Annotated in this window: 7 protein-coding genes and 1 pseudogene; 4 read left to right on the top strand and 4 right to left on the bottom strand. The window is 40.5% G+C overall.

What is annotated here, in order from left to right:
* Nucleotides 1–178 precede the first annotated feature (178 nt).
* Nucleotides 179–520 (bottom strand): DUF4870 domain-containing protein, encoded by a 342-nt coding sequence (locus tag AC5590_RS21880; protein ID WP_169265527.1) that lies wholly within the window; start codon nucleotides 518–520, stop codon nucleotides 179–181.
* Nucleotides 521–729: 209 nt separating this feature from the next.
* Between AC5590_RS21880 and prfC the strand changes: the two genes are divergently transcribed.
* Complete coding sequence (gene prfC, locus AC5590_RS21875) at nucleotides 730–2,361, top strand: peptide chain release factor 3 (protein ID WP_169265526.1); 1,632 nt, start codon at nucleotides 730–732, stop codon at nucleotides 2,359–2,361.
* A 168-nt stretch (nucleotides 2,362–2,529) separates the two neighbouring features.
* Here the strand turns inward: prfC and AC5590_RS21870 are convergent, their stop codons facing one another.
* The 3 genes from AC5590_RS21870 to ureC all read right to left on the bottom strand — a co-directional run bounded on the left by AC5590_RS21870 (nucleotide 2,530) and on the right by ureC (nucleotide 7,435).
* Nucleotides 2,530–4,149: a GMC oxidoreductase gene (locus AC5590_RS21870; RefSeq protein WP_169265525.1), complete on the bottom strand. Its 1,620-nt coding sequence runs from the start codon at nucleotides 4,147–4,149 to the stop codon at nucleotides 2,530–2,532.
* A 1,104-nt stretch (nucleotides 4,150–5,253) separates the two neighbouring features.
* Complete coding sequence (locus AC5590_RS21865; RefSeq protein WP_169265524.1) at nucleotides 5,254–5,427, bottom strand: hypothetical protein; 174 nt, start codon at nucleotides 5,425–5,427, stop codon at nucleotides 5,254–5,256.
* A 274-nt stretch (nucleotides 5,428–5,701) separates the two neighbouring features.
* Nucleotides 5,702–7,435 (bottom strand): urease subunit alpha, encoded by a 1,734-nt coding sequence (ureC, locus tag AC5590_RS21860; protein WP_211178474.1) that lies wholly within the window; start codon nucleotides 7,433–7,435, stop codon nucleotides 5,702–5,704.
* A 167-nt stretch (nucleotides 7,436–7,602) separates the two neighbouring features.
* On the opposite strand from ureC, the pseudogene AC5590_RS21855 reads away from it, so the two are divergent.
* From AC5590_RS21855 to AC5590_RS21845, 3 genes and pseudogenes are all read left to right on the top strand, one after another.
* Nucleotides 7,603–7,898, top strand: a pseudogene (locus AC5590_RS21855) (peptide chain release factor 3); the annotation flags it as partial.
* A gap of 341 nt (nucleotides 7,899–8,239) precedes the next feature.
* Nucleotides 8,240–9,445 (top strand): DNA cytosine methyltransferase, encoded by a 1,206-nt coding sequence (locus tag AC5590_RS21850; RefSeq protein WP_169265522.1) that lies wholly within the window; start codon nucleotides 8,240–8,242, stop codon nucleotides 9,443–9,445.
* A gap of 228 nt (nucleotides 9,446–9,673) precedes the next feature.
* The gene (locus AC5590_RS21845; protein ID WP_211178473.1) at nucleotides 9,674–12,229 is read left to right on the top strand and encodes a DISARM anti-phage system protein DrmE domain-containing protein; all 2,556 of its coding nucleotides are present in this window, start codon (nucleotides 9,674–9,676) and stop codon (nucleotides 12,227–12,229) included.
* Nucleotides 12,230–12,244 lie beyond the last annotated feature (15 nt).

Raw genomic sequence — 12,244 nt, 5'->3', positions numbered from 1 at the left:
AGCGCAAGCGCACGCCAAGGGCGTTCGCGCAGCGTCTCCGTAGGAGATACGCGTAGCGTCTGGTGCAGGAGATACCCGGAGGGCTTCGGTGCAGGGTATGGGTGCGCTCAATGCGCCGTCATGTACTAGTAGGGCGAGTAATCTTATCAATGACTAACGAGTGGCGGATGACAAAAAACTAAAAAACCCGGACAATGTAGGGATAGCGGAAGGGTTGATCTGGATCGGTAAGAACATGAAAAACCGCCCAAATTGTTAGTCCCCAATGGATGAGAAACCATAGACCTGCGAGTGGTAACAGCAAACCGAAGCTGACCCATATCAATGCTGTCACAATCGCTCCAAAAAGCCATACATTTAAATGAAAGTTAATGGATTCTTTAGCATTTTCCCTGACAACTGGGTCTTCAGACAAAAAGAGTATAGCTATGGGTAGACCGACAGACACAAAAGTAGCGCTCAAGAAAATTGCACCATGACTCAGTGCTGACAAAATCTTCCGCTTATCTGGATCGTACACTGTTTTTTTCTCCTTCAGTTTGACTTGGTTATTATATAACGACCACTAGACCTATCCAAAAATGGCTATGAAACCAATACCCCGCGCTTGCACTAAAAATCGATTTTTGGATAGGTCTACTACATAGGCGTTGTTGTCTTAAGATTAAAAGACTTACTAAAGTTGGAAAAAGTTAAGTTAAGTTAAGTTACAAGTAATCAAATAGCATTATGTCTACTGAACTTGAGTCAGAACTACACAAAGCAGTTGATAGCCGTCGCAACTTTGCAATTATTTCTCACCCAGATGCTGGGAAAACGACACTGACAGAAAAGCTACTACTGTACGGAGGAGCAATTCATGAAGCTGGCGCAGTTAAGGCAAGACGGGCACAGCGTAAAGCAACCTCTGACTGGATGGCAATGGAACAGCAAAGAGGTATTTCGATTACCTCTACAGTATTGCAGTTTGACTATCAGGACTGTCAGATAAATTTGTTAGATACGCCTGGACACCAGGATTTTAGTGAAGATACCTATCGTACCTTGGCAGCGGCAGATAATGCTGTGATGCTTATTGACGTGGCGAAAGGTTTAGAACCCCAGACACGGAAGTTGTTTGAAGTGTGTAAGCTGCGCGGTATACCCATCTTCACGTTTGTGAATAAGTTGGATCGTCCAGGAAGGGAACCTTTGGAATTGTTGGACGAAATTGAGCAGGAATTGGGCCTGGTAACTTATGCTGTGAATTGGCCCATTGGCATGGGCGATCGGTTCAAAGGTGTGTACGATCGCAAAGAACAACAAATACACCTGTTTGAAAGAAGCGCCCACGGAAGTCGCGAAGCTGTCGATACAGTGGTTGACTTAGGCGATGCCAGAATAGAAGAACTTTTAGAACAAGATCTCTACTACCAACTCAAAAACGATATAGAACTTCTAGAAGGAGTGGGACCCGAATTAGATTTGGAATTGGTTCATCAAGGCAAAATGACGCCCGTTTTCTTTGGTAGTGCCATTACCAACTTCGGGGTTGAGTTATTCTTGAAAGACTTTCTTGAGTATGCCCTCAAACCTGGTCCTCATAATAGCACGGTTGGCGAAGTTACACCTATATATCCAGAGTTTTCTGGGTTTGTCTTCAAACTTCAAGCAAACATGGATCCGAAACATCGCGATCGCGTCGCCTTTATCCGTGTTTGTACAGGCAAGTTTGAGAAAGATATGACAGTCAGTCATGCGCGCACTGGCAAAACGATTCGCTTATCCCGTCCACAGAAATTATTTGCTCAAGAACGGGAATCCATAGATGTTGCTTACGCTGGTGATGTGATTGGTTTGAACAATCCTGGTGTGTTTGCGATCGGCGATACCATTTATACTGGTCAAAAGCTGGAATATGAGGGAATTCCTTATTTCTCGCCTGAGTTATTTGCAGTTCTGCGTAACCCAAATCCTTCTAAATTTAAGCAGTTTCAAAAAGGTGTTTCCGAATTGCGGGAAGAAGGGGCTGTGCAAATTATGTACTCAGTGGATGAAGCGAAACGCGATCCAATTTTGGCTGCAGTCGGTCAGTTGCAATTTGAAGTGGTACAGTTCCGGTTGCAAAATGAGTATGGAGTGGAAACTCTGCTGGAATTGTTGCCTTACAGTGTCGCGCGTTGGGTTGAGGGCGGCTGGGAAGCCTTGAATAAAATCGGACGTGTCTTTAATACAACAACAGTAAAAGACAGCATGGGGCGTCCGGTGTTATTATTCCGCAATGAATGGAATTGTAACCAATTACAGGAAGACCATCCAGAATTGAAATTGAGTAGTATTGCGCCTGTCGTTTCTGGACAACCGACAAATTCAAATAGTTAGTGGTTAGTGATTAACTAACCACTAACCCAACTCCCGTGTGAACCGAAGCTCAACACGGGAGTTGGGTTAATACGATTCCGTTAAGACTGAAGTTCAAACCTAAAATTCGCAGTTAAGCGAACAAATTGATGGTGTTTTTGATTCATGCATAACGCAACACCATTTTTTTTATGAGGCTTTAAAGTAGTTATATTTCAAATGATCTGCTAAACGCAATGCTAATGCAACAATCATTAACGTAGAATTAGCAGTACCTGAAGTAGGAAATGTAGAGCTTCCCGCAACAAACAGACCATTTACTTCATGAACCTGAGAATTTACATTCACAACACCTTCTTTCGGGTTAGCTGACATCCGCGTTGTTCCAGTGTGATGAGCTTTATCCTCAAAGTTTTGCGTCCAATTTTCTTCCTTGTCTAACCAACCAGAAAGATGCGGTGTAGGAAAGCCAATTCTTTGAAATTCTTGCGTAATCAATTGACTCATTCTTTGAGCAGTTTGTCGTTCTAACGAATTTACTTTCCAATTGACTTTGGCTAGTGGCATATTCAATCTATCTTTTTGGTTGCTAGAAAGAGTAATACGACTTTCTGGATCAGGTAACTGTTCTAGCATACAGTGAAGCTCAATACGTTCAAATTTGATGAGTGGAGGACGGCGCTTGACGTAACGGCGGTGAAAGCCTGAGCTTATCTCCCTAAAATTAGACAATATGGTGAATATATCTTGAGTTGATTGCTTAATACACTCCCGTTTTCGTAGAGTACTTTTCAGTCGCCTGATTGCTGACCAAGAATCATTTGGTAGTGGATTGTATTCTTCTAGATAAGCATCACATCTCAATAGGTTTTCTTGCTCCTGAATTTTTGGACTTAGTGATAGTCCATGTAGATAAACATGAGTTTGTTGTTTATCTTTTATTAAATAATGTCCAAATCGATTTCGTACACTGTAGGCAGATTGATGAGCAAAAGAACCTATGACACACAAACTATGATCCATTAAAAATCTACCAACCACATCATTTTGATTCCCTATTCCATTAGGAATAATTCGGTTGGAGGCTAAAAGTAGTCGTGCATTTTCCATCCCGCCACAGGATAGCACTAAAGCTTTTGCTTTCACAAACGCACGCTTACCCTCTAAAGTTCTCACTTCAACTGATTCAAAGCAAGTCCCCAATTCATTTGTATTAATATGGGTTACATTGGCATGCAAAAGAACTTCAATATTTGGACTATTGTCAATGAAGAAATCGCGTCCAAACCTTATTGGTTCTCCTCGTTCTTTAAGACTCTTACTGAATTGCCAGAATGTCGTATCTAAAAATTTTGAGTCCATATTAGGTGTAGCAGGCAAAACTTTAAACAACTCCCAAAGTCGATTATCATAACAATTTGGTCCAAGTCCCAAAATTTTTCCTGCTCGTTCTAATAATGGTTCTAATTCCTCGTATTTAAGATCCCATCCCGAGTAGGGGATCCAAGATCGTTTTTGAAAATCAGTGGGATTAAAAGGGGCGCATCTACCTGTCCATGTATGTGAGGTTCCACCATAAAGCCGATTACGAGTATTGTCTTTTCGTGAAACTCCTACATTTTCGATTTTACATAAAGCTTCCGTATCACTCTCTTTCTCAAAGCCGCCGCTTTCTAGAATCCACACTTTGATCTTCGTCCCAGCAAACTCTTTTGCAATAGATAGACCAGCTGGTCCGCTACCCACTATACATAAATCTGTTTCAATGAAAAAATCATCATCAAACTGACTCAGATCAGAAAATCTCATATTAATTTCTTGCTTACCCTGGTTTACGAAATTGAAAAAGCCAATGATCTGTAATGTCTATCAGCCAAGTTCTAAGAGGATGTTTGAAAAGTCATTAGGGAAAAAAGTCATGCCAATCGCCTCACCACAATACGCATCATGGCAATGTAGACAAATATTTCTACTGTTTGGCGGTAATAGGTTGTAGTCTTTGTTCAAACTCCGACACAGATTGAGCAAGCTTTTGGTACCCTCCACTACCCACTGTTTGGGTAATAAGACAAAAGGCTTGAACCATTGCGCTCACAGCACCACCTATACAATCCAGTGACAAGATTTATCACCCATTGCATAAAGGCATTGCTATCATAAGCCGCTATTTACCCAGATACTTACAACCGAAACATATAGCCTCTGTTTGCTCCTCTCAAGTGGCTGTTTGGCTCCCACTAGATTCGTTCAAACATTGCTCCAGTATGATTGACTCGTGAGTGTCTGGGTACTGTACTGCGTATTTGCAGCTTACAGCTTGAGAGTTTTTTTGACTCTGTAGCCGACTTTTCTAACATCCTCTAAGTGGGCGAAATATTATCGAACGCACTCCATGATGAACCTAAATTGAAATTCATGAACAAAGAAAGCGTTGATACAGAAAACATACCAACTGCTAGGATTACAAAAGATTTATTCAGATTTATTGTCAACTCCTTAACTAAATATTGTCGGCAGAAAATACCAAAAAGAATATAATCAAAAGATTTTTTTTATGATTATATTCTCCGGTAAATATTTAATTGAAAAGTTGTACGACCACTGTTTTTATTTAGAGATATCATGAATTTTCTGGGAAATCAATAGTTGGTATAAGATACTTACTTATCCCACTTATCTTACTTATCCTCTTTTTCCGTTTTTCAGTCAAATATACTTTAGTTAAAAAATAATGTCTGCTTGTTTTTTATTAATTATGTAAATGAGCGTTATTGATTTGTGGATATACATTTTAAAGCTTTCACTTTTAGTGTTACATAGTACTTTTTTTGGAATTGCTATAGGGTATTGCCGTGATTACTTCTTCAAGTTAGCTTCGTTCAAATACATTGCAAAGAAAAGTTACATGATTTGCTATTTTTCTTTCTTAATTTGCCAATCAATGCTATGGCAAAGTAAGTAAATTGCGCATGACAATAAAGTCATTAAAAAGAAGTCAGAATGGGCTGCGCCCCGCTGCACCAACAGCAATTCCTGAGTCAGAATCACTTCTGTTGGGGATGCGCGACCCCAACCGATTGTAGACAACGCTCTTATCCTAAGGGAGATCCTCCTACAGTACTGCCTCCCCTGTAGACGGTGGGGATTTAAACCCCATACTCATCCGCCCTTCCCGTTCAGCAGTCGCAGCCTACGGCTCGCTCCGCTAACATGGGGGAAACCACGGCAGGTGGCGTCCAAGACTGCGACCCCCTCCCCTCACCTTCTGGCGGGCGTCTAAGCCTGTGAAACTCGCTTCCGAGCACTGGCTCCCCTTACATCCCTAGTTCTTGACACTAGAATCAACAAAAAGCTCTAATAATTAGAACAAGAAATAACGTTGTGTCATAGGTAATGACGTAGCAGGTTCACAAGTTAACAACTTCCCATCTACCCTGACATGGAAAGTTTCTGGATCAACATCAATTTGTGGAGTAGCGTCGTTGAGTTTCAAATCTGCTTTTTTCAACTCACGTGTTTTGGAAACTGCGACTGTTCGAGTTTTTAAACCAAGTTTTTCAGGTATACGCTGTTTCAAGGCTTCGTTGGAAACGAAAGTTATAGAAGTTTCAGCCATTGCACCGCCAAAGCGACCAAACATCGGACGCATATGAACTGGTTCCGGAGTGGAGATACTAGCGTTAGGATCGCCCATTTGTGAGTAAGCGATCATTCCTCCTTTGATCACAGTCTCTGGTTTCACGCCAAAAAATGCTGGCTTCCACAAACACAAATCTGCTAGCTTCCCTTCTTCAACAGAACCTATATGATCTGCAACGCCATGAGCGATCGCAGGGTTGATGGTGTATTTGGCAATGTAGCGTTTTGCCCTAAAATTATCATGGGTTTCGTGAGGATGACCAGGAGAAGGTAATAATCCCTTCTGTACTTTCATCTTATGGGCAGTTTGCCAGGTGCGAGTAATCACTTCCCCTACCCTTCCCATTGCTTGAGAATCAGAAGACATAATACTGATAATCCCCATATCATGCAAAATGTCCTCAGCCGCAATTGTTTCCTTACGAATTCTCGATTCAGCAAATTTGACATCTTCACGAATGTTTTTATCGAGGTGATGACACACCATCAACATATCGAGATGTTCGTCAAAAGTATTGATAGTATAGGGACGAGTGGGATTAGTAGAAGCAGGCAAAACATTAGCTAGACTACAGACTTTCAGAATATCAGGCGCGTGACCACCACCTGCACCTTCCGTATGGAAGGTGTGAATAACACGGTTTTTAAAAGCAGCAATAGTATTTTCCACAAATCCTGCTTCATTCAGAGAGTCAGTGTGAATTGCGACTTGTACATCGTACTCATCTGCAACCGAAAGACAAGTATCAATCGCATTCGCGGTGGTTCCCCAATCTTCGTGCAGCTTTAAACCCATGACTCCCGCAGCAACTTGCTCTATCAACCCTTCAGGTTTGCTAGTATTACCTTTGCCCAAGAAACCAATGTTGACAGGGAAAGCATCAGCCGCTTGTAGCATGCGGTAAATATTCCAAGGACCAGGGGTACAAGTCGTCGCGAGAGTACCCGTAGCAGAACCAGTACCACCGCCAATTAAAGTTGTCGTACCAGACGCGATCGCAGTTTCGATTTGCTGAGGACAGATAAAGTGAATGTGAGTATCAATCGCCCCAGCAGTCAGAATTTTACCTTCTCCTGCGATCGCTTCCGTGCCAGGACCAATAATAATATCTATATTGTCTTGTGTGTACGGATTGCCTGCTTTACCAATTTTAAAAATCTTCCCGTCTTTAATACCAATATCTGCTTTAATAATGCCTGACCAATCAAGAATCAAGGCGTTGGTGATCACCACATCTACCGCACCATCAGCATTTGAAATGGGGGATTGTCCCATACCATCCCGAATCACCTTACCACCACCGAATTTAACCTCTTCCCCGTAAAGCGTACCACCATAGGTTGTGTAGTCTTGTTCCACTTCAATGAACAAATCCGTATCAGCAAGACGGATGCGATCGCCAATCGTAGGACCAAAAGTATTGGTATATTCCCGTCGGTTCATAAAATAACTCATGTTTAATATCTTTGTAGTATCCCAAGAGTAATCACTTTGTATAAAGTAAACCGTAGGGTGCGCTAAGGCTTTGCTATAGCGCACCGCCATATAACATCGTGCGCTATAGCGCTTTAATCATGTTTTTCGTGACAAATCATATCAAAATATGCGCCAAACACAACGGCAAAAACGATTTAGAACTCCTAGAAGGAGTCGGATCTGAATAGATTTGGAATTGGTTCATCAAGGCAAAATGACGCCCGTTTTCTTTGGTAGTGCCATTACCAACTTCGGGGTTGAGTTATTCTTAAAATATTTTCTTGAGTATACGCTCAAACCTGGTCCTTATAGTACCACAGTTGGTGAAGTGACTCCTATATATCCAGAGTTTTCTGGATTTGTCTTCAAATTTCAAGCAAACATAGACCCGAAATATCGCGATCACGTCGCCTTTATCCGTGTTTGTACAGGCAAATTTGATTATTGACGGCAAACAGCAGTTTGCCAAGTTGAATGATTGTTTTGTGTCCGTAGTAAGTTATGATACTGCCTAGCCGAGTGAGTTTAGCAATAATGCGGAAATATTTTTGAGATAAGGAGGTTACCGAGTATGTGTTGATTATGCTCTCGAAATATAACTAATACCAATTCTGTATGAGGCTGCGCTCTATTTCTCCACAGGGTGAAGGGGCTATACAAACAAAGCCTGCCTCCGCAGGCTAAAGATTTAGCGCATCTTCAGAAAGAAACAATATAACCCAAGTAGGTCTCAATAATTGATTTGAACTGTACAGATTATTTGAGTTTTTAGGAGATAATTTGATGGCGCTGAAAGCCTTAGACCTATTTTGTGGAATGGGTGGTTTATCTTGGGGATTAAAGGGAACAGGAGTTATCGAACCATTATGGGCAGTAGATAATTCTGAGCCTGCACTTGCTCTTTACAAGCGTAACTTACCCAATACTCAAGTATTAAATCTTGACCTTTCTAAACTTTCAAATATCAAAATTTTATTTGAAAAAATTCAATTTCATGGTGGAGTTGATTTAGTTGTTGGTGGTAGTCCATGCCGAGGCTTCACACAAATTCGTAATGGTCAGGATACAGATTCAGATCCACATAATCGGCTAGCAATCAAGTTTGCTGATATTATACGTGAGTTAAACCCGCTTGCCTTTATTTACGAAAATGTACCTCAGCTAGAAAATTCTAGAGTGTTTCAGCGATTTCTGGGCAGATTGAAAGGACGAAATAGCTATCGAGTAGCCCATGCAGTAGTAGAAGCAGCAAATTTTGGAAATCCTTCTCGACGAACCAGATTGTTTGTATTGGGTATTCGATGTAATGTGGGGCGGGTTCCAATTATTCCAAAAGGATTGGATATTCCTCATTATCATTTTTGGTGGCAAAGAGATGAGCAGAACGGGAAAATAGTTTACTATCCAAAGCTTGAGGAACCTTGGCTTGCGCGTTTGGTTGATCCAAATGACCTGCAATTAGTCAATGTAGAGCAGGCAATATCAGATCTGCCAATATTGGAAACTAAAACTCCTGGCAATAATTGCTTTTACTCAACTCCTCCTCAAAGTGCCTATCAAAAATGGGCAAGACAGCATTTGCAGGAAACTGATGGTCATGCAGTTCCACGTATATTACCAGAGACCAGAATGCGATTGAAAGCGGTGATTCCTGGGGGTAACTGGAGAGATTTACCTGAACCCTTAACTTATAAAATCCCTAGTGATTCAACCAGTGGTAAGCTGAGGCGCAAGCACTACAGTGCTTACCGTCGGCTGCTTCCAGAAGGTCACAGTCCTACAGTGCAAGGTCATGCAGATTTTGCTTACCATTATCAGTATGAAAGAACCCTTACCCCTCGTGAGTTGGCTCGATTAATGGGCTTTACAGACGATTTTCGGTTGGGACACGAGTACTGTTCAGTCGTCCAAGCAATTGGTAATGCTGTACCTCCTATACTGACGAAGGCGATTGCTGAATCATTGATTAGACAGCTAGATGATTGTTAACCAACTGGGTTACTAAAATTGACATTCAGTTGCAGAACTACTTTGTGAAAATTTTGTAAATTTAATCGCTCGAAGAAAAGTAAGGCTGAAGCAGCCCAGATTAAGTAAATTCTTAATTGTATGACTGCAATCAGTTAATTTAATTAGTGAATTTTTAAAGTACCTCTGGTAAATACCTAGAAAAGGTGGATATCTTGTATTTAGTAAGCTATAAACAGGATAGAGTGTATGCCAGCAGAGCCATCACTACCAGATGCTGTTCATATAGCTTTTGGTCTCGATGTAACAGGTATTTCGTCGGTAACACCATCCTTGGCAACAACCTTTCAGGAAAACTTCAGTTATAGATACCAACAGCAAGAAACAGCAGATCAACCCAAAGACGATGATCCAAATGAAGCTCAAGCCTGTGTAACTTTAGTTAGACAGAGTTTGACAGAAGAACCGTGGGGAGAGATTTTCAGAGGGAGTTTTAATTCAGAAGTAAGACACCAAGTGTTTGAACGAATACTTGGATGCTTAAAGAGAAATAGTAACTCAATACAAATACATACACTAGAGAAAGACTTAACTTATTTATCTGCTCTAAGTATTTCTAAAAAACGTCAATTATTTATTAGTTTTCCTGTTTCTCCAGTTTCTCTAGGTATACTTTTAGTTATCTATTATGCACATCTTTTTAGAGAAGAAAGAGATATTTCTCATACTCATCATGCAATATCAGCTAAAGATTTTGTTATTTGGATTCGACCTCAAGATAATGGTAAAGTCTCCAATTTAAGGACAACAAGGGCATTTAATCTCATAGAAAGAGAAGATACTCATTGCGCTCTAAGTGAGAAAATTGCTTGTTTACCTGCTTATAAATTTGAGGAATCATCCCAAAGTCAACGCCTAAGAGTTGTTATGGTGCGATCGCTTTCAGAAGCTGTTGAATTATTTAAGGAGTCTCAATATTGCTCTCTAGTTGTAATTGATGACCCATCAGGACAAACTTACCCATCTCCATCTAGCTATGGAACTGAAGCGTTTAAGTTAGCGAGCCTTTGTAGACAAAAACAAATTCCTATGGTGGGTATTGTTCCTCCTTGGGCAATGAGAGATATTGAATACCGCGAAAAAAATCACCCCTGGGGAATTTTACTTTGGCCTGTAGACTTCTTCGCTCTACGTTCTTATCCAGCAGATAGGGGTCTTTTTGCTAACGGCGGAACACTTCACCCTATTGAGGAGAGTTATTTACTGCTAGAAAGAAAACGCCTGTCTTTAAAAGAGGCGCAAGTAACTATTAAAAGTTTTAACTTTAATACGGAAGATGAAGAAAAAATCTCAGAATTATTTCAAGAATCGTCAGCTTTACTAATCGATTTGGCAAAGCAACCTCAATTGAGGATAGTTGGAGTAACAGGATGGGAAATATGGCGACATCTCTCTGCTCCAGTGTTACCCTTTTATTTACTATGGGGAAAGTTTATTGAAAGTAAGCTTAAGCATTTACAAAATACTGTGAGTAAATCCAAAGATGACAAGGCACTAACTTTATATAACCTTCTAAGCTCTCTTGCGCTCAGGCTACAAAGACTCAATTCTAACCCCTTTATAGAAATTATTAAAGCATCTGATGTAGACACTATCGTTGCAGTGGAAGATGCAGAAAGAGCTAATGCCTTAGAAAAGTTTTTAGGAGAATACTCCGGTTATTCTATACCTCAAATTTTACCACTCAGCGAAATTCGAGGATTTTGTGGAAAAAAACTTATAGTTATTGGTCAGCCAAAGGCTTGTTACCGTGATATACTCCAAACTACTTTCTTCCGGCATATAGATGTTTTAATGTGGTCAGTATTATCTGAACGTGCCGAGCGGTGGTGGAGCAATCTGGAAGTTGATGCTAGAGAATTGCACCGTAAAACTTGGCAGATATTAACTGAAAAAACACAAGTAGGACGTTATGGTTTTAGTTCGGAATACACATCAGTTCAAGTAGTTAATACAGGAACGGCAAAGTTAACTAAGAATATTAATATATCTGAACTAGAAGAAAGTTTCAGTAACTTGAGTGGAAGTGTTCTAGACACAGGTTTAAAAAATTATCTTTCAAATAATTTGGAGTCCCATTATCTAGTTGAGTTTGAACGTGGATTAAAAATCAGGGTAGCACCTGGTAGTGATTTTTTGGTGTTATCAGGTAAAAAAGCTCAGGTTGTTGCTGTCAGAGAAATAACTGCTGAAACAAAAGTTATTTTATTTGATGGCATGACCCGTGATGAGTTGTTTGCTCAAAAGGCTGGTTTATTGGAAGATACCAAAGTTAACTATCTTTATCGCATACAGTTAGATGCATGGCGCGAGCTAGTAAAGCAGCAGGTTAAAAAGTTAAATGTGCGAACTGTATGCCGAGAAATTCTGCGTGAAACGGGTATACCTATTGGAGAAGAAACGATCCAGTATTACTGGATAAATGGTGATGACCTCCTCAGTTTACCTCGTGAACAAGAGCATTTCTTTTGGTTTTTACCACCTCTGGCTCGTTCAGGGTTTGAAGAATTTTGGCTAAAGGCTAATGACCTGAGAATTAAGCGTAGACAACTTGGTCAAGTTATATCTGCTTGTGCTCAAGAGGGATGGAAGGAGAGGAAATCAGACGAAATTGTCTTTCAATACGAGCAAGTTTTTATAACTGTTGGTGAATTGCGAGATGCCATGTTGGTGTTAAAAGTAAAGTCTAAACCTCAAATGATTCGTCAAAAACCTGAGTATCCAATAAATCGACTTTTTAGATAAGGTGCAGGAGTAATT

This window comes from Brasilonema octagenarum UFV-OR1, from assembly GCF_963888615.1.
Lineage (GTDB): Bacteria > Cyanobacteriota > Cyanobacteriia > Cyanobacteriales > Nostocaceae > Brasilonema > Brasilonema sennae.
The sequence above is the reverse complement of the archived record's forward strand: the minus strand, read 5'-3'. Positions and strand labels throughout refer to the sequence as shown.